This is a genomic window from Crenobacter oryzisoli (assembly GCF_030385785.1).
GTDB lineage: Bacteria > Pseudomonadota > Gammaproteobacteria > Burkholderiales > Chromobacteriaceae > Crenobacter_A > Crenobacter_A oryzisoli.
In genome coordinates this window covers 25881-48643 of sequence record NZ_JAUEDK010000013.1, presented here as the reverse complement: position 1 = coordinate 48643, position 22763 = coordinate 25881, and the positions used below count along the sequence as shown (strand labels likewise).

General features: G+C 60.2%; 17 protein-coding genes. 14 read left to right on the top strand and 3 right to left on the bottom strand.

All coding sequences use genetic code 11. The features are described from left to right. Window positions 1-191 precede the first annotated feature (191 nt). From QU481_RS09305 to QU481_RS09240, 14 genes are all read left to right on the top strand, one after another. Window positions 192-2978, top strand: coding sequence for an eCIS core domain-containing protein (locus QU481_RS09305; RefSeq protein ID WP_289829686.1), 2787 nt, complete (start codon window positions 192-194; stop codon window positions 2976-2978). Between the two features lie 214 nt (window positions 2979-3192). After that, the gene (locus QU481_RS09300; protein ID WP_289829685.1) at window positions 3193-3951 is read left to right on the top strand and encodes a CHAP domain-containing protein; all 759 of its coding nucleotides are present in this window, start codon (window positions 3193-3195) and stop codon (window positions 3949-3951) included. Window positions 3952-3970: 19 nt separating this feature from the next. Continuing rightward, window positions 3971-4630, top strand: a complete 660-nt coding sequence (locus QU481_RS09295) for a hypothetical protein (RefSeq protein WP_289829684.1) — start codon at window positions 3971-3973, stop codon at window positions 4628-4630. Continuing rightward, window positions 4627-4989 carry a LysM peptidoglycan-binding domain-containing protein gene (locus QU481_RS09290; RefSeq protein ID WP_289829683.1) on the top strand — a complete coding sequence of 121 codons (363 nt, stop codon included), beginning with the start codon at window positions 4627-4629 and terminating at the stop codon, window positions 4987-4989. Before QU481_RS09295 ends, QU481_RS09290 begins: the two co-directional genes overlap by 4 nt. Beyond that, window positions 4982-6121, top strand: coding sequence for a hypothetical protein (locus QU481_RS09285; protein WP_289829682.1), 1140 nt, complete (start codon window positions 4982-4984; stop codon window positions 6119-6121). Before QU481_RS09290 ends, QU481_RS09285 begins: the two co-directional genes overlap by 8 nt. Further along, window positions 6118-6633 (top strand): phage baseplate assembly protein V, encoded by a 516-nt coding sequence (locus tag QU481_RS09280; protein WP_289829681.1) that lies wholly within the window; start codon window positions 6118-6120, stop codon window positions 6631-6633. The genes QU481_RS09285 and QU481_RS09280 overlap by 4 nt, the downstream gene beginning before the upstream one ends. Before the next feature lie 14 nt (window positions 6634-6647). Then, entirely contained in the window at window positions 6648-6968 is a 321-nt protein-coding gene (locus tag QU481_RS09275) for a hypothetical protein (protein WP_289829680.1), read from the top strand. A 7-nt stretch (window positions 6969-6975) separates the two neighbouring features. Next, the gene (locus QU481_RS09270; RefSeq protein WP_289829679.1) at window positions 6976-7341 is read left to right on the top strand and encodes a GPW/gp25 family protein; all 366 of its coding nucleotides are present in this window, start codon (window positions 6976-6978) and stop codon (window positions 7339-7341) included. Next, entirely contained in the window at window positions 7338-9983 is a 2646-nt protein-coding gene (locus tag QU481_RS09265; protein ID WP_289829678.1) for a putative baseplate assembly protein, read from the top strand. Before QU481_RS09270 ends, QU481_RS09265 begins: the two co-directional genes overlap by 4 nt. A gap of 15 nt (window positions 9984-9998) precedes the next feature. Then, window positions 9999-12776, top strand: coding sequence for a putative baseplate assembly protein (locus QU481_RS09260; protein ID WP_289829677.1), 2778 nt, complete (start codon window positions 9999-10001; stop codon window positions 12774-12776). Continuing rightward, on the top strand, window positions 12773-14821 hold the full coding sequence (locus QU481_RS09255; protein ID WP_289829676.1) for a PDZ domain-containing protein: 2049 nt from the start codon (window positions 12773-12775) through the stop codon (window positions 14819-14821). The genes QU481_RS09260 and QU481_RS09255 overlap by 4 nt, the downstream gene beginning before the upstream one ends. A 13-nt stretch (window positions 14822-14834) precedes the next feature. Next, entirely contained in the window at window positions 14835-18104 is a 3270-nt protein-coding gene (locus QU481_RS09250; RefSeq protein ID WP_289829675.1) for a DUF6519 domain-containing protein, read from the top strand. A gap of 16 nt (window positions 18105-18120) precedes the next feature. Continuing rightward, the gene (locus tag QU481_RS09245; RefSeq protein ID WP_289829674.1) at window positions 18121-18624 is read left to right on the top strand and encodes a hypothetical protein; all 504 of its coding nucleotides are present in this window, start codon (window positions 18121-18123) and stop codon (window positions 18622-18624) included. A 174-nt stretch (window positions 18625-18798) separates the two neighbouring features. Continuing rightward, a protein-coding gene (locus QU481_RS09240; RefSeq protein WP_289829673.1) for an IS6 family transposase occupies window positions 18799-19499 on the top strand; the annotation gives its coding sequence in 2 pieces (ribosomal slippage) (window positions 18799-19006 and window positions 19006-19499; 702 coding nt in all). A 342-nt stretch (window positions 19500-19841) separates the two neighbouring features. Here the strand turns inward: QU481_RS09240 and QU481_RS09235 are convergent. From QU481_RS09235 to QU481_RS09225, 3 genes are all read right to left on the bottom strand, one after another. After that, complete coding sequence (locus tag QU481_RS09235; RefSeq protein ID WP_289829672.1) at window positions 19842-20498, bottom strand: discoidin/SUN/FTP domain-containing protein; 657 nt, start codon at window positions 20496-20498, stop codon at window positions 19842-19844. A 446-nt stretch (window positions 20499-20944) separates the two neighbouring features. Continuing rightward, window positions 20945-21544: a hypothetical protein gene (locus tag QU481_RS09230; protein ID WP_289829671.1), complete on the bottom strand. Its 600-nt coding sequence runs from the start codon at window positions 21542-21544 to the stop codon at window positions 20945-20947. 57 nt (window positions 21545-21601) lie between these two features. Continuing rightward, window positions 21602-22627, bottom strand: coding sequence for a deoxyribonuclease II family protein (locus QU481_RS09225; RefSeq protein WP_289829670.1), 1026 nt, complete (start codon window positions 22625-22627; stop codon window positions 21602-21604). Window positions 22628-22763 lie beyond the last annotated feature (136 nt).

The window sequence follows — 22763 nt, the reverse complement described above, 5'->3', positions numbered from 1 at the left end:
TGACGCCAGAAAATGAGACAAGGTCGTGAGGCTAGACCTCTCGGCGCACCGGACCGAGATGCCTCACGATATCTGGTCACTAAAGGGGATTTACCACGACCCAAAGTCGGCACGGGCCGTATGAATTCGCAGGTAAGGCCATTCCAAGGTGGGGCACAAGCCGCGCGTGGCATCGCCTAGGAGAGCAGATCATGAGTGTTGCCGCACCACTGCAGACCCAAGCCGCCAAGACGGCGTCATTGAGCAATTCGACCCGCGCGGGATGGCTGCTGCAACGCAAATGCGCTTGTGGTTCGCCGACATCGTCACTGAGCGGCGAATGCGAGCAATGCAAGAGCAAGCAGCGCGTGCAGGCCAAACTGACCATAGGAGCGAGCAATGACCCGCTGGAGCAGGAAGCCGACCGGGTCGCCGATCAGGTATTGGCCGCGCCGGCCCATGCCGCCGTCCGCGGCGCTGCACCGCGCATCCAGCGTTTTGCGGGACCAGCAAGCGGGCAGGCGGATACGACCCCCGCCAGCGTCGACCGCGTTCTGGCTAGCCCCGGCAGGCCACTTGAACCAGCGCTACGACAGGACATGGAACAGCGTTTCGGCCACGATTTCTCGCGAGTGCGGGTGCATTCCGGGCCGGCAGCCGAACAATCGGCAAGGGAAGCAAACGCGAATGCGTATACGGTAGGTCACAGCGTCGTGTTCGGTGCGGGTCGGTATTCACCGGGGACGTTTGAGGGAAGAAGGTTGATAGCCCACGAGTTGACGCATGTAGTGCAGCAGTCAGGCTCGGTTGGGCTTCGTGATGGTCAGGGCCGTGAAAAACTTAGTCTGTCGCCTGTTGTAGGAATTATGCAGCGTCAGGCACTGAGAGGCTCCGCGGGTGGGTGCGGTATATGTATGAACGAACGCGTGGCCGGAGCCATCGCCCATGCGGAAATCCAGGAAGCCATGGCGGCGAGTAACCCAAATATCGTTGGGGAGCACCAAATTCGAGTTGTGGAAGAGGAAAAGAGAGCACCTTTTATACCAGAAGTCGATCTCTCATATGAGACCGTTAAAAACAATTACAAAATTATGCACATCGGCGAAATAAAGCCAATGGACGACGCTGGCCTTCAAGTAGGGATAGCCAGGAAACAACTGCAGGATTATGCACGTGAATTTTTGGCCAACCCTGAACTTGAGTACGACGAAGTATTTCGGATGAGAGATGCCCCACCGGCAGCTCCGTTACCCTTCTTCAACCCTAACCGCCCACCGGGATGTCCGCCGCAGCTGATACATGTAAAGCTAACCGAGTCAGGGATATATCAATATTTTTGTGAACCTCCGTGGTCGACGCTCGTTAGAGATCCACAGTGTCGCTGTAGAAAAAAAGACGAACAAGAAAAGAAGAAGGATTTAGCGAAGCCGGTGGCTAAGCCAGAGCAGAACCAAGAAAACGAGAAAAAGACTACACCTCAACAGAAACCCGAGGCTCAGGGAGTCGAAAAAGATGATAGCAGTGTACTCCCTGAAGTAGCCATTGGAGTAAGTGGAGTCGCTACTGCTGCAGCTATCGCCTACCTTCGTCAACAAGCTATCAAAGAAGCCGAGCGTCGTGCCGCTCAACTCGCTTGGCGCAAAATGGTTGAGGCTGCGGCTGCACGTCGTGCCGCTCAAGCTGCAGGCAAAAGTGCTGCGGGCAAGATGTTAGGCAAGGCGGCAGTCTACGTTGAAGTTGCCGCTGCTGCTGCGGTAATCATTTTCTATTCCGACCGTGTTGAGGCCAAACCAGGTCATGGTAAATCGCCGATTGAGCTGCTCTACAAAGCCATGACCACTAACGGCACACCACCATCAGCCGAAATGAAGAAGTTGATCGAGAGCGATCCGCTACTCAAACAACTGGCCGAGGATGCCGCGGGCACTGGCGATGGGTCAAAACTCCAAGAGGAGATGACTCGGCGTACCTTGGAGCTGGTCCGCGATAATCCCGATGTTTTTACACCTGAAGATCTTGAGTTTTTGACGGAATACTCCAAGACAGCCAAGGCTACCGGCCAGCCATCCCAGACTGTCGACCAACTGCGCAAAGCGATAGATGCTGCCAAGTCCGGTAAGACTGGAGGCACTGGCACCAGCGATATGTCGTCAGGCGCTGGTCTCGATAAGGCCGCAGAAACAAAAGAGAACGATACGCTGAAGACAGAAGGTGCTACTGGCGGCAAACTAAAAGACACGGGCGCCATGGATGCGACCCCTCAGCTCAGCCAGCCGACGCGCGACAAACTGGCCAAAGCGCCAATGCCGGTGCGCGATCTATTCAACGGCCTGCTCGGCAGCGGGCCGAAGACTAAGAAGTTGACTGATGCCCAGGTCCAGCGCTTCCTCAGCATGATGCCGCCGGGCCTTACCGCCGATCAGGTCACGAAGCTGCTCGAAAAAAGGAAGGCAGTGGAGGACGAAACTGCGGACCAGATACTTGATTCGCTGCAAGCAGTTCTGGCGGAACTAAGTAAGCCTGCAGCGCCGAAGCCCGATGCCGGCGTGACTGCAACGCCCGCCGACAAGCCAGGCCCTAGCGTTACGCCCGCTCCGACACCGGTCCCACCGCCCAATGTGACAATTACCACAGGACCCACCGTCAGCGGCAGCAAGAAGACGGCTCCCGAAGACCTGATCAAGGAGCTGGCGGCTAAGGTTAAAAAGTCCTCTTTCACCGACCTCCCCCCTGCGACGTATCGGGTAACGTGGAAACCTGAAAAGAAGGGCAAACCAACGGTTGGTTCCTTTATCAGCGGCGAGCTTCGCGGCAAGTTCAAGGATGGCTCTACGTATATGGGGCGTGTCGAGGCCGAAGTGACGGTGGTCAATGGCAGCAATCTTAAGATCAAATTTGTTACCGCGACGCCAATGGTGAGTGCTGATGGGAAAGTGGTGCTGCAGCCTGACCACTACGTAGGTCGTGAAGACAGCGTTGTATTGGACGCACCTAAATAAGGCACAACCCAAGCGACATGTTCTGCGTAAATAGGGGACGGACCGGAACGGACCACCGTTTTACATTGGTAGAAGGGATGTTTAACGAATAGCGTTGGCGCAATCACTGCCTTTGACCGGAATGGAGCTGTCTCGAACTGCGTAAGGACATGTTCAATTTTTTACCGAACACTATCTGAAATAGCAGTGGAATCAGGGAGAACTTGTGATGACAGTGCTTAAGAAGGGCGATCAAGGAAAACAGATCACTGACTTACAGAAGTTGCTCGTCCAAAGCGGCTGTCCCACCGACATCAACGGTGTATTCGACACGCGCACATACCAGGCGGTGCGCGCCTTCCAAGCGCAGAACCTGGATCAGCATGGCCAGCCGCTGGTGGTCGACGGCAAGGTTGGCCCGCTCACCTGGTGGAGCCTGAATCATCCGAAGCCGGACATCGCGACACTGAACGCTATCGATTTTCTACAACTGCCCTCGGCGGACAAAGGGGGCAGTGCTGTCGGGCGTGCCGCGCTGGCAGCGGCCATCGGCGAACTCAAGGCGGGGGCGGGCGAAGTGGGCGGCAATAACTGCGGGCCCTGGGTAAAAAAGTATCTCGCGCCGGCCGGGCTCAATGAGGGAAATTCGTGGTGTGCCTCTTTCGTCAGTTGGTGCTTTCTGCAGGCCAGCGGCGGCAATAAGACGGCGATGCCGTTTCCCTACGACCCGGGCGCAAGAGATTTGCTGCAGGAATTCAAGGATCGCAACTGGGCGCAGGCGCCGCAGAGTGGCTACCAACCGCAACCGGGCGACATCGTCGTGTGGTGGCGCGTGCAGCTGACCGGCTGGCTGGGCCATGTCGGCCTGGTTCATCAGCTGCAGGACGGCATGCTCTATACCATCGAAGGGAACCGTAGCCCGAAGGTGCAGGGTTTTTCCTACGTGCTGAGCCGCATGGACAAGCTGCTGGGCTTTGGTCATGTGCCGGATTGAATGACGGGAGCCTGCAACGATGAGCGGTTATTCGAACTCCCCCAAAGTCCTCAAAGGCGGTCTCGTGCTGATCGACCCGACGTCGGCCCAGGTGCAGCGCATCATTGCGCTGCAGTACAACCCGGATTCGCTGACGCGCAGCTTCCAGGTGCAGAGCGTGGGCGGCGAGGGGAGCAATCGCTCCGACGTGATGCGCCTGAAAGGGCCGGCGGTCGAATCATACAAGCTCGACGCGGAGATCGATGCGGCCGATCAGCTCGAATTTCCGGACCAGAACCGTGCCACCGTCGAGCATGGCATCCAGCCGCAACTGGCGGCGCTGGAATTGCTGCTGTACCCGACCAGCAGTCAGCTCAATACGAACAACAATCTGGCCAACGCCGGCACGCTCGAGATCGTGCCGATGGAGACGCCGCTGGCGCTCTTCGTCTGGAGCAAGACCCGCATCGTGCCGGTGCGCGTGACGGATTTCAGCATCACCGAAGAGGCGTTCGATCCCGCACTGAACCCGCTGCGCGCCAAGGTGAGCCTCGGTCTGCGCGTGCTGAGCGTCGATGACCTCGGCTTCGCCCACAAGGGCGGCAGCCTGTTCATGAACTATCTGCAGACCAAGGAACAGCTGGCCGGCATGGCGGCCGCCGGCCAGTTCTCCATGCTCGGCATCGGGGGTATTCCATGATCGATCCCGTACAGGCATTCCTCGAAGCGAACTCGCTGCAGACGCCGGTCTTTCCAGCGTCAAGCCGTTATCACGGGCTCGGTACATCGGTACTGACGACACCGGATGGCTGCAACGTCGCGTATCTCAAGCGCCGTTTCGTGCCGCCGCCGGAGCGCTTCGCGCTGTTGCAGGAACATGCGGTGGTGGAAGGCGACCGGCTCGACAACCTCGCGCAGCGCTATCTCGGCGACCCCGAGCAGTACTGGCGGCTGTGCGACGCCAACGGCGCGCTGCGCCCCGATGAACTCGTCGAGACTATCGGGCGGCGGTTGCGCATCACGCTGCCCGAGGGGATTCCGGGTGTGAGCAATGATTAGCGGCATCCAGCTCACCTTGCTGATGGGGCCAGTGGTGCCGCTGCCGGCACCACGCATCGTGATCGATGCGTTGGAGAGCGTGGAGGTTACCACCTCAGCAGGTTCGGCCAGCGGGTTCCAGCTGAAGCTGCAGATCGACAGCCGCTCGCAGCTGAACACTATTTTTCTCGTCGCGGCAGGGGGCAATATCAGCCCCACTACGCCGGCGCTGCGCGTGATGCTGGTGGTGACGATGAACGGCACGCCGGGCGTGCTGTTCGACGGCGTGATGACCAATGTGGAGGTGCAGACCGGACAGAACGGCGCCCCGGGCAGCATCACCGTCACCGGGGAGGACCTGACCAAGGTGATGGACATGTCCGACTTCAGCGGGCTGCCCTATCCGGCCATGCCGGTGCCGGCACGCGTGGCGCTGATCTGCGCCAAGTACGCCGCCTTCGGCATTATCCCCCTGCCGATTCCGCCGATCTTCCTGGATGTGCCGGTTCCGATCGAGCGCATCCCGAGTCACCAGGGTACCGATCTGCACTATCTGCAGCAGTTGGCGCAGGAGGCCGGCTATGTGTTTTACATCGAACCCGGTCCGGCACCCGGCACCAACATTGCCTATTTCGGACCGGAAATCAAGGCGGGCGTGCCGCAGCCGGCACTCAACATCGACATGGATGCGCATACCAATGTGGAGTCGCTGAACTTCAGTTTCGACCCCACCAAGGGGGTGTTGCCCGTCGTGTATATCCAGAACCCGGCGACGCGGGTGCCAATCCCGATCCCGATTCCGAATCTCAACCCGTTGCAGCCGCCGCTGGGCGTGCTGTCGACCCCGCTGGCCAATGTCAAGCTGATGAAGGACACGGCCAAGCTCAACCCGGTCCAGGCCATCGGCCAAGGGGTCGCGGAGGCGGCACGCTCGCAGGACTCGGTCAGCGCCAGCGGCAGCCTCGACGTGCTGCGCTATGGCCGGCTGCTCAAGGCGCGCCAGCTAGTCGGGGTGCGTGGCGCGGGCCAGGCCTATGACGGCTTGTACTACGTGAAGAGCGTGACCAGTACGCTCAAGCGCGGCGAATTCAAACAGCGCTTCAACCTTACCCGCAACGGCCTGATCTCTATTGTTCCGAGGGTGGTGCCATGAACGAGTCAGGAAAATTCTTCGGCAAGTACCGCGGCTCGGTGCTCAACAACCTCGACCCGATGCAGATGGGGCGCTTGCAGGTGCAGGTGCCGGACGTGAGTTCGCTTGCGCCCGGTTCCTGGGCGATGCCCTGCGTGCCGATCGCCGGGATACAGAACGGCATGGTGGCGCTGCCCCTCATCGGCTCCGGCGTGTGGGTGGAGTTCGAGCAAGGCGACCCCGATTATCCGATCTGGGTCGGCTGCTTCTGGGGCACGGCGGCAGAGCTACCCGCTCTGTCGCAACAGACGCCGCCGCCGCTGTCGGCCATCACCTTCCAGACGCCGTTGCAGAACGGCCTGACGGTTTCCGATCTGGCCGGGCCGACCGGCGGGATCATGCTGAAAAGCACCACCGGTGCCTCGATCATCGTCAATGACACCGGCATTTACATCCAGAACGGCAAGGGCGCCAGCATCGTGATGGTCGGGCCGAATGTCACGGTGAACGACGGCGCCCTGGTTGTCGTGTAGAGGAGGGACAGAGCATGCCAGGGCCTCTGTTGCATGTCGGCGCCACCGTCCTGTGCGCGCATGGTGGTAGCGCGATGCCGACTGCGCCCAATCCGCGGGTGATGGTGAGCGGGCAGCCCACCGTCACGATGGCCGCGCCTTACACGGTGGCGGGCTGCGCCTTCAACGTCAGCGGCGCACCGTCGCCCTGCGTCACCGGGCAATGGATCGTGGCGGCGAGCCGGGTCACCTCCAACGGCCAGCCCTTGGTGCTGATGGACAGCCAGGCCATCTGCGCGCCGAACGGCACGCCGTTGTTGCCGGTGGCAGCGCAGACACGGGTTATCGCCAGCTGAGGACATCATGAACCTAAGCTACCCCTACAGCATCGACGGACGCGGACGCACCGCAGAGTGTTCAGAGGAAGTCTGGGTGCGCGGCCTGATCGAACAGGTGCTTTTCACCTCGCCGGGTGAGCGGGTAATGCGGCCGGATTTCGGCAGCGGCGTGATGCAGCTCGTGTTCGCTCCCAACAGTCCCGAGCTGGCCGCCGCCACCCAGATGCTGGTGCAGGGGGCGCTGCAGCAATGGCTGGGCGACATCGTCGTCGTCGAAGATGTGGCTGTGGAAGCCGTGGATTCCACGCTGCGCGTGACCGTGCAATACCTCATCCGCCGCAGCCAGGTGAGGCAGCAGCAGACCTTCGAGCGAGGAGGAATCGGCTCATGACGCGCTATACCTGCTGCGACGAACTGCGGCGCAATGCGGTCGATGAACACCCGACGCTCAACGGCATCGATTACCTCGAAGTACTCGACGGCGATGCGCCGGCTGGCAGCCCTCGCCAGCGCACCTTGCTATTGCGCTGTCTGAAGCCGGCGCCTGCCCTGACCTTGGACAATGTCCGGTTGACCGGTGGCGAGCGGGTACGCGACGTGCACATCGAATGGATCGCCGTTGCCGCCAGCCCGCCGGTGGCCCCTTTCACCACGGCCGCCGAGCAGACCTTCTTCAAGGGTTTGCCCTCGGCGGATCACGTGCTGTTGGTGCGTACCGATTCGAATGGCGACTACTCGCCGTATCAATTGGGTCTGCAACGTTCGAAGACCGATACCCGAGCCCCGTCCGGATTCGATCCGCGGCTGGCGGGGGTAACGTTTTCGTTCAAGGTCGAATGTCCGAGCGACTTCGATTGCCGGCCCTGCCATACCTGCATGGAATCTGCCATCCCGGTGCCGGATATCAACTATCTGGCCAAGGACTACGCCAGTTTTCGTCGCCTGATGTTGGACCGCATGACCCAGCTGCTGCCGGCTTGGCGGGCTGGTACGCCGGCCGATCTCGGTGTCACGCTGGTGGAATTGCTGGCCTACGCTGGCGATCAGCTTAGCTATTGGCAGGACGCCGTCGCCACCGAGGCCTATTTGGAGACGGCGCGGCGGCGCACCTCCTTGCGCCGTCATGCCTTGCTGGTCGACTACGCACTGCATGAAGGCAGCAACGCCCGAACCTGGGTGCAGCTGGTGCTGGAGGAAGGTGTTCCGAATGCCACCGTCCAGCTTACTGGACTGAGCTTCCTGTCGCGCGTGCCACGGCTGCCCGCGCGCATCGCTGCCGACCCGCTCTCGCGCGATAATCGTGACGCTTTCGCCGCCCAGCCGACGGTGTTCGAGCCGCTGCATCCGCAGGGCGAGTTGCAACTCGATGCCTCGACCACGGTGACGCTCTATGCCACTCACCACGAGATGCATTTCTACACCTGGGGCGACCGTCGCTGCTGCCTGCCCAAGGGCGCGATGTCGGCCACATTGAGAGGGCACCTCGATACGCTGCAGGTGGGGGATGTGCTGATCTTCGAAGAAGTGAAGGGGCCGTTTACCGGCGTGGCCAGCGATGCCGACCCCGCGCATCGTCATGCGGTGCGGCTGACGGCCATTCGTCTTATGGATGACGCCAATCCACTGGTCGACCCCCTCAATGACGCGCCGATCACCGAGATCGAGTGGGCCAGCGCCGACGCGCTGCCCTTCGCGTTGTGCATCTCCGCACGAACCGATGACGAACATGGCGCGCGCTTCATCGACGACGTCAGCGTGGTGCGCGGCAACATCATACTGGCCGACCACGGCCTGACCGTACTCGGTGAGTCGCTCGGCGCTGTGCCCGGCGCACGCCTGCGGTTCCCGGTCGTGCAAAGCGCCGATCACTGCCTGCCGCCCACGGCCGAGCCCCTGCCGGTGCGTTACCGCCCGGGGCTGGCAAAGTATCCGTTGACCCATGCCGCGACCATTCAAAAGTTCCTCGTCGTCCCCGGCCGCAGGATGCGCATACGTCAGGTCTTTGACCCCAACGCGCCGGCGACGCAGGCCTTCAAATGGGATAACGCCGACGTGCTACCGGTCGTTCGGCTCACCAGTACCAGCGAGTTCGGCGGCAAACCTGTACAGGAATCGTGGGGGGCGCAGCGAGATCTTCTCAATAGCACGGAGGAGGACCTCCACTTCGTGGTGGAAAGCGAGCACGACGGCTCTGCCTCTCTGCGCTTCGGTGATGGCCAACACGGCCGCCGGCCCGAAAGCGGTATGAGTTTCGTTGTCGACTACCGGATCGGGCAGGGGGTGGCCGGCAATATCGGCGCCGACGCGCTCGCGCATGTGGTGACCGATGACGTACGGCTTGCCGCAGTGCGCAACCCCCTTCCCGCGCGCGGTGGCAGCGAGGCGGAGGGCGCGGAGCGGATTCGTCGCCGGGCGCCGCAGGCTTTCCGCATCCAGGAACGCGCCGTGACGCCAGACGACTACGCTGCCGTCACCGAACGCTTCGACGATGTGCAGCGTGCAGCCGCCACCCAGCGCTGGACCGGCAGTTGGCACACCCTATTCATCACGATCGACCGCGAAGGCGGCGAAGCGATGGACGATCACTACCGCGCAGAGCTCGATGACTTCGTCGAGCCCTATCGCATGGCCGGCCACGACGTCGCCTTCAACGACCCGATCTATGTGCCGCTGGAGCTAGAAATGACGGTATGCGTGACATCGGATCATTTCCGTAGCGACGTCCAAGAGGCATTGCTGCAGGTATTGGGCAAACGGGATTTGCCTGACGGCCGGCGCGGCTTGTTCCATCCGGATGAGCTCACCTTCGGCCAAGCGGTGTACCTGAGCACGATCTATGCCGCTGCGCGTAGCGTGCCGGGGGTGGAGACGGTCGAGATCACCCGTTTTGGGCGGCAGGGTCAAACCGACGACCTGCGCGCGCTGCACGAGGGCGTGATGAGGTTGGGGCGACTGGAAATAGCCCGGCTCGACAATGACGTCAATTTCCCGGAGCGGGGCGTGTTGCGGCTCCATCTCCACGGCGGCAAGTAATCCACAGGTGACGGCATGGACGAGAACGACGATTGCGGCTGTTGTGCCGGCCTGGAAGCGGAGACGCCGAAGCGACTCGACAACCGGCCCGGTCTGCCCTCGATTGCCTATCGCGTCGGGCGCCACGGCGATTTCCGCGCCTCCCTGCTGGCGCGGCTGTCCTCGACCGACTTCCCGGCGCTCGCGCGGCTCACCGCCCGTGCTGACGATGACTTCACGATCGCGCTGTGCGATGCCGCGGCCACCTTACTGGACGTGCTGAGCTTCTACCAGGAGCGTATCGCCAACGAAAACTTCCTGCGCACCGCGAGCGAGCGCCGCTCGATTCTCGAACTGGCGCGCTTGGTCGGCTACCAGCTCGCACCCGGGGTGGCCGCCTCGACCTGGCTGGCGTTTTCCTTGCAGGAGGCGCCCGGCCTGCCGGGGCAAGCGCTGGCTCCCGTGCCGGTGCCGACGGGCACGCGGGTGCAGAGCGTACCTGGGCCCAATGAACAACCCCAGACCTTCGAAACGGTGGAGACGATTGAGGCGCGTGCGACCTGGAACGCCATGCCGATGCAAACCACCATCGCCTGGCAGCCGCAACGCGACGACACCGACCTCTATCTTTCCGGCGTGTCGACCGGCCTAGTGCCGGGCGACGCGCTGCTCATCGTCGGGCAGGAGCGCGCGGTGGCCCTTCGCTCCGAACGATGGGATGTCCGGATCGTGGCGAAGGTCGAGCCCGACATCGCGCAAGGCATCACCCGCGTCAGCTGGCACGAAGGCCTCGGCAGCACTTCGACCCTCCCGGCACAGGACTCGCCGCGGGTCTACGTGCTGCGCCAACGCGCAGCGGTGTTCGGCTACAACGCCCCCGATCCGCGCCTGATGGGGCGTAGAGGAACCGCGCTGTCCACCTTGGTGAACGACATCAATGCCGGCGCAGGTATGAAATGGAAGAATTACAAAATCGGCGGGAAATCAATTGATCTTGATGCCGCCTACCCCAAGATCACGGCCAACAGCTGGGTGGTGCTGGTATCGCACGGGGCAGACGGCAGCACTTCACTGCCTGGTGACGTGGAACTCTTTCGCGTTAACGCGGTATCGGTGCTGTCGCGAACTGACTTCGGGCTCAGCGGAAAGGTTACCCGTATCACACTGGACGGCGACATCCCGACGAGCGGCACCATTCAGGGCACTTTGGTGTTGGCGCAGGGCGAAGAGCTGGCCGTCGCGGCACGTCCACTGAAGTATCCGGTGTTCGGCCAGCAGCTCACCTTCGGAAGCCTGCAAAAGGCACTGGCTCCTGAACAAGCGCTGGCGCTGAGCGGCAAGTTGCAACGCATCGGCATTGCCGCCCAGGGACTGACCTTGACGCTGGATGGCGGCGGTTCCCCTGTGCCCCTAATGCCGTATGACTCGCTGCAAATGATTGCGGTACCGCTCAAGCGGGATGGCCTTACGACCGTTCAACTGTCACCGGAGGAACTCGGTGCGTCAGTCGGAAAGGCTGAACTGCTCCGCCTGAGCTTGCGTGATCGTGACGGTGCGATCGGCATACTTGATGTGACGGGTGACCAAATCTTCCTGCAGCCGGCGTTGGAGAAGGACAAGACCCTGGCGGAAATCGTCTTCATCGACGAGAAGGTCGGTGCGGTCGAGCACGGCCGCGATGGCACCACGCTGCATCTGAAAACCGCCACGCAGCATGTTTATGATCGCCAGAGCGTGCGGGTCAACGCCAATGTAGCTCCGGCGACCCATGGTGAGACGGTCAACGAAATCCTCGGTAGTAGCACAGCCGGCAAGCCGGACCAGCAATTCATGTTGCGGCAGTCACCCGTCACTCATGTGAGCGCCAGTACAGCTAGCGGACGCCTGTCGTCGCTGGCTCTTCGCGTCAACGACTTGCTATGGCAAGAGGTACCCTCACTGTATGAGCAGGGGCCAAACGATCGCGTCTTCACCACGGCGATCGACGACAATGGCCATACCACGGTGACCTTCGGCGACGGCATAGAAGGCGCCCGTCCGCCCAGTGGGCAGGACAATATCCGCGCCCGTTACCGCAAAGGCATCGGCGCCGGCGGCAACGTCTCCGCCGGCAAGCTGGGCAATCTGCTCACGCGCCCGCTCGGCATCAGCGGCGTGACCAACCCGGAACCTGCCCGCGGCGGTCAGGATGCGGAAACCATGGACACCGCGCGTGCGAACGCGCCGCTCACGGTTCTCACGCTGGATCGTGCTGTTTCCGTGCAGGACTACGAGGATTTCTCCCGAAGCTTCGCCGGCATCGCCAAGGCACATGCCACCTGGATCGCGGCTGGGCCGGGACGCGGCGTGTTCGTGACGGTGGCGGGTACGGCGGGTGAGGCGGTCGATGAGTCCAGTGCCGGCAATCTGCTGGCAGCGCTGAGACGCTATGGCGACGCCTTGCTCCCCCTGCGTCTGGCCAATTATCGGCAAGCGACGTTCCGCCTGCGTGCCGCCGTCAAAGTGGCTCCCGACGCCGAAACCGACATGGTGCTGAAGCGTGCCGAGGAGGCGTTGCGCAGCGCCTTTGGCTTCGCCGCGCGGCATTTCGGGCAACAGGTGTCGGTCGATGAAGTGGTGGCCGTCCTGCACGGCGTGGCCAGCGTGCAGGCCGTGAATGTGATTGAACTGTATCGGCCCGATCAGGGCGTCACGCCCCGTCTGGATCCGCGTCTGTTCGCACGGCTGCCTGAAACCTCTCTCACCGCACTGCCGCAGGCCGCGGAACTGCTGACGCTCGACGCCGGCCCACTCATCCTGGAGGTCATGCCGTGAGCTTCGATGCCGAGACGCTCTATCGCCTGCTACCCGCGATTCATCGGATCCGCGATGAGGAGCTGGGTGGACCGTTGCGTGCGCTGATCGCCGTCATTGCCGAACAATTGGCGGTGATGGAAGAGAACATCGAACAGTTGTATGACGATCAGTTCATCGAAACCTGCGCCGACTGGGTCGTGCCCTACATCGGCGATCTCATTGGCTACCGGCCCCTTTACGGCGAGGTGCTGGGGGTTGGCAGCCCGCGGGCAGAAGTGGCCCATACCATCGCGCTGCGTCGGCGCAAGGGCACTGCCGCCGTGCTGGAGCAGCTGGCGCGTGATGTGACCGGTTGGAACGCCCGCGCCGTGGAGTTCTTCCAAACGCTCGCCACTACGCAATACATGAACCATGTCCGGCCACGCAATCACTACGCTCCTGACTTGCGCCAGTGGGAGCCGCTGGAGCGCATCGGCAGCGCTTTCGACACTGTGGCGCATACCGTGGATGTGCGCCGGATAAGCAGCAGACGGGGGCGCCATAACATTCCCAACGTCGGACTCTTCCTCTGGCCGGTCGATGCGTATCCATCCACTCGTTCGCCAGCCGTGCAGGCGGATCCGGTGGATGCCAGGCGTTGGCGCGTGAGCCCGCTCAACCATGACATGCCGCTCTATAACCGCCCCGAGTCCGAGGAGCGGATTACCCACATTGCCGAGCCGTTCAATGTGCCGATGCCCTTGTCACGGAGAGTGCTGGACCAAGACATAGACACCAAACTCCCCGCTCTGCCGACCTACTACGGCCAGGACCTCAGTCTCGCGGTGTACATCAACGGTGACCCCACACCGGTGCCGGTTACCGGCGTGTGTGTGTGCAATCTGGGCGACGACGGCGCAACCTGGGCACATCTGCCCGATAGCAAGATTGCCATCGACCCGGTGTTGGGCCGCATTGCGTTGCCGGCCGCACCCGCAGCGCCGATCACACGGCTGGAAGTGTCATATCACTATGGCTTCAGCGCACAGATGGGCGGAGGAGAGTACGAGCGCACGGCGAGCTTTGGAGCAAAGCCCAATCAGACGGTCCTGCACGTGCCCGACGACCACGCCACCATTCAGGCGGCACTCGACCAGTTGAACGGCGACGGTGTGGTGGTTGTGACGGACAACGGCCGTTATGAGGAGACGCTGACCGTTCATGTCAAGGCGGGCGGTTACATCGAGCTGCGCAGCGAAAACGAGCGACGGGCGTCACTGGTATTGACCGGCGGATTCACCGTCAAGGGGGATGTCGATAGCGAATTCGCGCTCAACGGACTACTCGTTAGCGGCCACAATCTGCACGTACCAGCGACGACTGATAACCACTTGGCACGCTTGAGCATCGTCCATACGACACTGGTGCCCGGCTGGTCGCTGAATCCGAACGGCGAACCTGCGCATCCAGGTGAACCAAGCGTGATCGTGGACATTGCGGACACGCACTTGACGCTTACGCGCTCCATAGTCGGCGGTTTGCGCACGCATCCGGACGGCAATGTATCGGCCTTTGATTCCGTCATCGACGCGACAGTCATCAACGGGGTGGCATTCGCCGCGCCGGATGGCAGGTCGGCGGGGGCCCGCCTTTCTCTGATGGGCTGCACGGCCATCGGCAAACTGCATGCCGTCTCCATGCCGTTGATCTCAAACAGCCTGGTGTTGGCCGAGCTCGAAGCGGGCGATGGGTGGACCGCGCCGGTTCTCGCAGAACAGAAGCAGACCGGATGCGTGCGCTTCTCCTGGCTTCCTACCGGTTCACGCGTGCCACAATGCTACCACTGCCTGCCGCAGAACAACGGCTACCCTGCGCCACGCATGATGTCATTGCGCTACGGGACCCCCATCTATTGCCGACTGTCGGAAGCGACCGACGCAACCATTCGGCGTGGCGCCGAGGACGAGGACGAGATGGGCGCATTTCATCATCTTCACGCAACCGCACGAGAAACCAATGTGCGCCTGCGCCTGGCCGAGTATTTGCGTGCGGGGCTGGAATCCGGCGTTTTCTTCGAGATCTGACAAGGGGCGCACCATGAGTTTCGATTGCAGTCGATTTACCTTCAACTCCTGGAATGACTTTCTGGGTGTCGTCATGCAGCAGGGGCGGGTGCAGTTGGATGCCGACTGGAACGAGTTCGTCTCCCAACTGATCCGCCGCATCCAGGCCGGCACTCTGGACACCTTCGAGCAGACCGTGGTGCCCCGCGTCACGCCCGATGGTTTTCGCATCGATTTCAATGATGGAGAGCTCACCATTGGTGTGGGGCGCATCTATGTTGATGGCATTCTTGCCGAGAACCATGGTGCAGCCCCCAAGAAGTGGGACCCGCGGCTTGCCGAGCAGACGGGCCGTGACGCAATCAACTACACGCAGCAACCTTACTACTACCCTAAGCCCCTGTCCCTGCCTGAAGGTGAGCCGTTCCTCGTATATCTGGACGTCTGGCAACGCGAGGTCACCTATCTGCAGCACCCCGAGCTGGTCGAAAAGGCGGTCGGCGTCGACACCACCGCACGGCTTCAGACGGTGTGGCAGGTCAAGGTGCTGTCCAAAATTGGATCCGCGCTATGCGATACGCCGGATAAGGATGTGCCTCGCTGGAGCGATGTGATTCGTCCGTCCGCGGCCCGCTTGACCACTTCTACTGGCAGTGTCGCGGCCTCGCCGAACCCCTGCCTGATTCCCCCCAGCGGTGGTTACAAAGGTTTGGAAAATCAGCTTTACCGGGTCGAGATTCATGATGACGGTGTAATGGGTAAGGCCACCTTCAAGTGGTCGCGCGATAACGGCACGGTGCAGAGCCTGATCAGCCAGATCAACGCGGCACGCAACCGAATCGTCGTCGACACCGTCGGCCGCGATGCGCTATTGCGCTTCTCGGATGGCGATTGGGTGGAGATCACCGATGATGTGCGCGAGCTGCATGGCGAGCCCGGCGAGATGCGGCGGATCAAGCTCGGTGGTGGCGTCGATGATGCTACACGCACAATTGTGCTTGATACGGCGCTACCGCTTGGCGCCTTTCCGACCGGAGCGCAGGACGAAACGAACCCCGCACGTCACACGCGTATCCGCCGCTGGGATCAGTCAGGCCAGGTACTGCGCGCCGACGGCACGGTGTTCTGTGACCTCGACGCTGCCGGGAGCACCGGCCTCATCCCGGTTCCGCCAATGGGCACCACGCTGTGCCTCGAAGACGGCATCCAGGTGCAGTTTGACCTCGTCGGCGACCCCGACGATAGCGGTGGCAGTTTCCACGTCGGCGACCGCTGGTCCTTCGCGGCGCGCACGGCGGATGCTTGGATCGAACCGCTCGACCACGCGCCGCCGCTGGGTACGCATCATCACTACGCTCGTTTGGCGGTGGTGAACTCTCCCGAGTCAGTGAGTGACTGCCGGGTATTTTGGCCACCCGAGCCCACCGCAGGCGAAGGCTGCTCCTGCGATGTCTGTGTCACGGTAGGGGGGCACAACGATGACACGACCACCATTCAGGACGCCATCGGCAAGCTCGCCGGGAAGGGCGGAGTGATCTGCCTTGGTGCCGGCATCTATCGCCTCAGCGGACCATTGCGCATCAATGGTGCTGGCTCCCTGCGCATTCGTGGCAAGGGATGGCGCACGGTGCTTGTCTCCACCGGTCCGGTTATAGCTATACAGGACAGCTTGGGCGTGGTTCTCGAAGACTTTGCGGTCGTGGGTGCGGGAGCGGCCACCGGTGGTGAGACTTCCGTTGCCGGCGGCGCGAATCAGGATCTGGTTACCGCCAGCAACACGGTGGGGCTTGAACTGGATCATCTTTATCTCCTGGCACTCTCCTCAGGAGTCGGCCGTGCCGCTGTCAAGCTCGACGGCTACGCGCTGGACACGCGGGTGCATGAATGTGCCATCGTAGCCGACGTCGGCATCACGGGGGGCATGGCTAACCCAGAGGTCTCGAGCAAAGAGGGACTACTCACCGCGAGCCTGTCCATCTCCGACAACCTGCTAGTGTGCAACCGTGTAGGGCTGCAAATGGGCAAGGGGTCTTTTCATTACGGAGATAACACCCTCTCCCGCAACCTTGTCTTGGGATCACGAGAATCAGGCTTCGTCGCGCAGGGTGGGGCATTGCTGGGTTCGTCTTTCCGCATTGATGCCAACAGCCTGTACGTCGCCGGCAATGGCATCGTCGCCGGGGTCGACGGTTTGCGCATTACCGACAATGAGATACGCAGTAGCAGGGCGCGCGAAATCAGTAATGGCATCGGGAGCAGTAACGGCATAGTGCTGGCGGCCGGACTAGATCCATCTGGTATTGAGCATGTCTGGATTACCAGCAATCGACTTGCCGAGTTTCCGGGCAACGGCATTGAGGTGCAGGTACCAGTTGGCTCGGCCATCATCAAACAAAATGTCGTGGAGCACACATATGGCGGCATCGTGTTCGTCAAGGCTGGCGCGAGCAGCCACTTATCCATCGAAAACAACCAGCTGCTGAACATCGCCGAGGGCTACGATCCCCAGGGCGGATCGGTGGTTGGCATCCAGGTCCTGGCCGCGCGCGAGGTGGACATCGTTGGCAATATCGTGAACAACTTTGCCGGAGATGCGTGGGTGGCGAGCGACCGTGTCGCCATTCGGGTGGCCGCTAGCGGCGATGTCCGCATTTCGGGTAACCGCCTGAGCGAACTGGGGCCGAGGAAGCCGAGACAAGAGCACCTAGGATATGTCGCAGGCATTGAACTTCAACCGCCGTACACCCGTGCGGTGCTCAGCGAGAACTTCATCTCCCGTAGCACAGCGGACAACCTGGTGCCATCGCAATGGCATGCGATCCGGATCATGCCACCCTCCCGGGAGAACTTCCTGTTCGCGGCTGGCGCGACTATATTCCCCATGGACAATGGGTTCTACTTGTTAACAGGCTCGCGGCTGCAAACGCTGTCCGCTGCACCGCCGGAGAGCCTTTCCATTCGTGGCAATCAAGGTACAGCCCGCGAGATAACATTGCCGCTCGTGGTCGCAATGGGTGTCGCAAGCTGTATCTTTTCCGACAATTATTTCGAAGCCACAACCGCCGAAAAAGATTTAGATGGAAATGCTGTCGCAATGGTGATGCTGAGCGCCGCTACCGTCATCGCATCGAATAACCAGCTGCTCTGGAGAAACAGCGAGCGAGGAGGGGCCCTCAATATCTTTGAGAGTAATTTCTACACCGTTGTCGGCAACATCACTATGGGTAATATCTTTATTATTCTTAACAAGAAGAGCCAACTACTGGACGGCCCCTGGAAGTTACTCAACGTTATCGTATCATGAATTGGGAGCTTCTTATATGCCTATTACCGTCATAAGCAACGAAAAGACCGTCAAAGAAGTGATCACCAAACTATACGGCGAGCTATCAGCCACGCAGCTGGACTCAATCATGGCCGCTACGTTGGCGGCCAATCCTCATCTGAGCGAATCGGCTACGTTGACGCCCGGCATGGTGGTCATCGTGCCGTCGCAAGCGGCCGTCGCTACGCCTGCGGGGGCTGGCAACATCGTGTCGGGCGACGCGGTGGGGGCAATCTGCGCTGCGCTGTCTGACTATGGCAAGAAACTGAGCCAAAAAATTGTGAACCGCCAGAGAGAACTTAACGACACCGCCAATATTCTCAATAACGCCGACTTTCAAAAAGTGGTTGGTCCAAAATTGCCAGAAGGTTTCATAGAAGGTGTCATAAATGCAACAGAGTCTGAACAAGCCAAATTCAAGCAGATGAGCCATTTCATTGAAAGTGATCTCAAAACTCTCAACAGCGACCTAGAGAAATTGTCTGGCAAACTGTTTTAATAATCGCTCATTCACTTCTCAGAGGCGAAGCAAAGTTCTGCAACAACGTCTCTTGAAAGTAGTAATTTTTCATTGTCCTGCTTTAATCGTTAGTAACGATGTAATTGCTTTTGTGGGTTCTGTCGCAGTAAGGGCTGCGGTAAGATGACAGCCCAACCAACACACTCAAATGGCATGAAGAAGACGCCCGTACCGGCATGGCGAAAAGCACTCAAGCGCCTGCATTTCCCGATCGATGTCATCTTGCTATGCGTGCGCTGGTATCTGGCTTACTCCCTCAGTCTGCGTAACCTGGAAGAAATGATGGCCGAGCGTGGGGTTGCCGTTGATCACGCTACCGTGCACCGCTGGGTGATCAAGCTGGTGCCTGTCCTGGAAAAAGCTTTCGCCGCCGGAAACGGCCTGTTGGCCCCAGCTGGCGTGTCGATGAGACCTATATCAAGATCAAGGGTCGCTGGAAATATCTGTACCGGGCTGTCGACAAAGACGGCAAGACTGTTGATTTTCTATTGTGCGCTCATCGTGATAAGGCTGCGGCGAAGCGATTCTTCGAGAAAGCCATCACTCAGAATGTCGAACCGGAGAAGATCACGATCGACAAGAGCGGTGCCAATCTTGCCGCGATAGATGCCATCAATGCCGAGCGGGGAAAACTCATCCTGGTTCGGCAGATCAAGTATCTGAACAATGTTATCGAGCAGGATCATCGTACCGTCAAACGGCGAACGCGCCCGATGCTGGGATTCAAGAATTTCTGGATGGCGCGGCGGATTCTGATCGGCATTGAGATAATGCATGCCATTCGGAAAGGCCAACTTGAACGGGAGTCGGCAGGCTTAACGCCTGCCGAGCAGTTCTATGGGCTAGCGGCTTGAGCGCAACCCTGCGGCACCGCTAGACTTGCTCTCCACTTCTTATCGCGACAGAACCTATGAGATTAGTCTGTGAGACAGGGCGGGCTTTCGTGCCGTACTAAGTGTTCCCGTACTTTTCGTGCTGAATTTGGCGGTTTCATCGTTTAGCGCTCAACTGTGCGACTTAGCCCCGCCTGACGACGGCGTCTGGATCGGCCAACTGCATTACGCGAAGTCACCCAGATCGATGACCGTGAGATAGGTGGGTGAGTTAGCCCATCCTCACCCACCGCCTTCTCTGCGGCCGGCACTCAACAAGTTGACAGTACCCCAGGAGAGTTGTGACGGGCGCTGCGGGGCCGGTCAGGATTTCGGAACCAGGCTACCGAAGAGCTGGAAGTCGTAGACCTCAAATGGATTGTCGTAGCCGTTATGGTTCAACAGTAGCCGCAGCCTGACGTAGCGGGCGGTAACGGGGGGGAACGTGAACATCTGATAGGGCTGGTCGAAGACTTTCACGTTTCGCACAGAGTAGGTGCCGACCCGGGTAAACGGGCCGACTGGCGAATCCAGCGCGGCGGACAACTCAAAGTCTTTCAAGTTGCTCATGTCCGCCTGGGGCACCAGGACAGCAATGGTGTCGAACGTGGCGGCGTGCTGGCCCTGGAAGGCAAAGACCGCCTCTTCAGGCTGATGGCCACCGAGCACGACCATCTTTTGGCGGCCCAGGATGACCTGGCGCCAGTCGTCGCTGGTGGCTGAGACGACCGAGCCGCCATTTTCCGGTGAGAGCAGGTTGATTCTTCCTGCCGCCGGGACGGCGGACGGTTTTGCGAATTCCGGCGACGGGATGCTCGCCGCATGGCTGGTCGCTCCGATCGGTTGAGTTCGCCTCTCGAACAAGCCGGCCTGCTGCAGTGCCACCAGCAGGCCGGTGACGGCGGTGACAACGCCCGCAACGGCGGTCAGGATGCCTGGCAGTGTTTGCCAGAATCCCTTATTTTTCGGTTCCTCCGTCATGGCACGCACTCCTTCCGTTGCCGCTGAAATGCTTAGGAGGTTTCCCTCTATTGGTCGCTCCGAACGACCGCAAGATTCTGGCCGCTACCACGACATGCGATACGGCATTCTTATAAGCGTTCCCCGAGATGATCCTCGGATCCCGCAACCACAGAGCGCATAACTTTGCCGATGTCATTATGTCACGCTTTGGTGCCAATATTGTCGCGAATCTGAGAACCCTGAGTGACCTACTGCTAAGCTTCGCTGCGTTTGGCTCGGTCTAAGCCCGGTTGACCCGATCCTTTCTGGCCCCCATCAGTGCTCGGCTTTGTTAATGAAATCAAATTTATTGCTCAATAATGAGCAGATGTCGGGGAAAATTGCACCACGAGGAGTGCAATTTTTTCCAAGATTTTCTGGTTATCTAGCTTTATTCTGCTTTTATGCAACAAAGCCTAGTGGTTCTAAATGTGATCTCCAACGAACTTGAAAAAGAACCAGGTGCGCTTGATCTTATTGGTCGTGTCCTTGCTGTAGACAACGATGGCACCGTCTTCTTTATTGGCGTTGGGATGGAGATGGGTTTCGTGAATGCCCTTGCCATTGGGGCCGCCGTCATCGAAGATCATGCCGTAGACGGCAACGAACTCTGCCTGATTAAGGGCAGACTCGAGCTGAGATTGGATGCGTGTGTCACTGACTGAGGCAAACATGGCATCGGTCAGCCCGAGTCCTGCGTAGCTGAGCGTAGCATTGGGAAAGACACCATACGTCGGCGCACCGAAGGGCTGGTCGGGATTGGACCCGGTTGGATCCAGATCCTCATTGCCGACGTAGACTTCGATCGGCGTGCCATCACTGGATCGTATGTTCACGTCGACTTGATAACGAACACCCACGTGGACATCCACATAGAACTGTAAGTGTTCCCCACTCCTGCCCACGATCTCATGCTCGGTTTGGGTTTCAATCGTGCCGACGACCGCCCCGAAGCTTTGCGGCGCGGTTGCCGGGTGAAAGTGGTGAGGATTGGTGTGGTTATGATCATGATAATAGTGTGACATGGCCTGCTCCTCTGGGGCGTGGTACTTAGTTAAAGACGTGGGTAAGTGCGTAGCATCTCACGGGCAGCCGCTTCGGTGATGTTGGGGGGGAGCGAGTAAATCGGTCTTATTCAGCAAGTCACAAAGCGCTGCGTTCTGGAAGGCGATCGTGCAGCCTCCGCGCTTTTCCTGCGAAATCATTCGGCTGATGTCGCCGACGCAGACCCAGTTGTCCTTGTAGGAGATCGCCCATTTCGCATGATCACGGGTCTCCGGCCAGGCCCACGGCAAGCCGATCTCCCGCAAGGTGATGTACTTGATATCGAAGGTCTTATGGATACCGTCTGAATCGAGCATGGGGGGAATCTGACTCTTGCCTCGAATCCAGGTGTCGACATTGATGTCCTCGCCCAGTTTCGGGCCAACCAGGTCGTTCCAGAAGTCCTTACCCCAATCGCGATTCTTGGCGATCACTTCAAAGGCCGTGCCACCGCGCGACGTCAACGACAGCGTACTGGCTTCGCCGGGGTCATTCGGATCGATTGTCTGCGTTAACAACCTCAGAGGATCGTCGGCTGCCAGACCTTCAGGGAGCCGTGGCTCGTACACCTGGGGTTGTTGATGGGTCAGCATCTGGGCGGCCAGCGCACGAGTAGCGGCGAGATCCAGGGCTAGACACAGGAAGGTTTGGCCATAAAGCGGCGTCGGCATGGCCGTTGTCCCGGGATCGACGTACTTGGGCCATGAATGCAGCAACCACAGGGCGGAATCGGTGGCGAGGTCGAAGGCGATCACGCCCTTGGTATGCCCAAGTTCACTGTCATCGGTGCCCGCTGCGCTCGCGGGCTTTTCGTCGTTGTAAAAGAGCCAGCCGGTGGTGGGTGATGGGGCGGAGAACAGCGCATCGAGGGTATGATGCAATGCGCCTTGCTGGCTGTTGAGCGTGTACGGTGACTTGACCACCGAGGATAACGGATCATCGTAATAGGCATACTCATAGCCGGTCGCCCCGGCAGTATTGTTGCCGCCGGACAGTTTTGGCACCTTGTAGATGAACCACCAGTCAACCGCTTGGCCAGATTCATTTAAGGGGGAGACATTCATGACTTTGCCTCCAGTTGTCTGTTAAGGAATTCGCTGCAAAAGACAATGGCCTGCAGCGCAGGTGCCCTGTTTGGTCGAAGCGGTGCAGGGGGTTGCGTAAACGGGCAGCCTCCATCGGAACCGGCCGGCTGTCATG

What these genes read in the sequence shown, in the direction of transcription:
- QU481_RS09245 (WP_289829674.1), top strand. Translation starts at nt 18,121, where the DNA reads ATGCCTATTACCGTCATAAGCAACGAAAAGACCGTCAAAGAAGTGATC.
- QU481_RS09275 (WP_289829680.1), top strand. Translation starts at nt 6,648, where the DNA reads ATGCCAGGGCCTCTGTTGCATGTCGGCGCCACCGTCCTGTGCGCGCAT.
- QU481_RS09230 (WP_289829671.1), bottom strand. Translation starts at nt 21,544, where the DNA reads ATGTCACACTATTATCATGATCATAACCACACCAATCCTCACCACTTT.
- QU481_RS09270 (WP_289829679.1), top strand. Translation starts at nt 6,976, where the DNA reads ATGAACCTAAGCTACCCCTACAGCATCGACGGACGCGGACGCACCGCA.
- QU481_RS09225 (WP_289829670.1), bottom strand. Translation starts at nt 22,627, where the DNA reads ATGAATGTCTCCCCCTTAAATGAATCTGGCCAAGCGGTTGACTGGTGG.
- QU481_RS09305 (WP_289829686.1), top strand. Translation starts at nt 192, where the DNA reads ATGAGTGTTGCCGCACCACTGCAGACCCAAGCCGCCAAGACGGCGTCA.
- QU481_RS09290 (WP_289829683.1), top strand. Translation starts at nt 4,627, where the DNA reads ATGATCGATCCCGTACAGGCATTCCTCGAAGCGAACTCGCTGCAGACG.
- QU481_RS09235 (WP_289829672.1), bottom strand. Translation starts at nt 20,498, where the DNA reads ATGACGGAGGAACCGAAAAATAAGGGATTCTGGCAAACACTGCCAGGC.
- QU481_RS09285 (WP_289829682.1), top strand. Translation starts at nt 4,982, where the DNA reads ATGATTAGCGGCATCCAGCTCACCTTGCTGATGGGGCCAGTGGTGCCG.
- QU481_RS09280 (WP_289829681.1), top strand. Translation starts at nt 6,118, where the DNA reads ATGAACGAGTCAGGAAAATTCTTCGGCAAGTACCGCGGCTCGGTGCTC.
- QU481_RS09295 (WP_289829684.1), top strand. Translation starts at nt 3,971, where the DNA reads ATGAGCGGTTATTCGAACTCCCCCAAAGTCCTCAAAGGCGGTCTCGTG.
- QU481_RS09265 (WP_289829678.1), top strand. Translation starts at nt 7,338, where the DNA reads ATGACGCGCTATACCTGCTGCGACGAACTGCGGCGCAATGCGGTCGAT.
- QU481_RS09250 (WP_289829675.1), top strand. Translation starts at nt 14,835, where the DNA reads ATGAGTTTCGATTGCAGTCGATTTACCTTCAACTCCTGGAATGACTTT.
- QU481_RS09260 (WP_289829677.1), top strand. Translation starts at nt 9,999, where the DNA reads ATGGACGAGAACGACGATTGCGGCTGTTGTGCCGGCCTGGAAGCGGAG.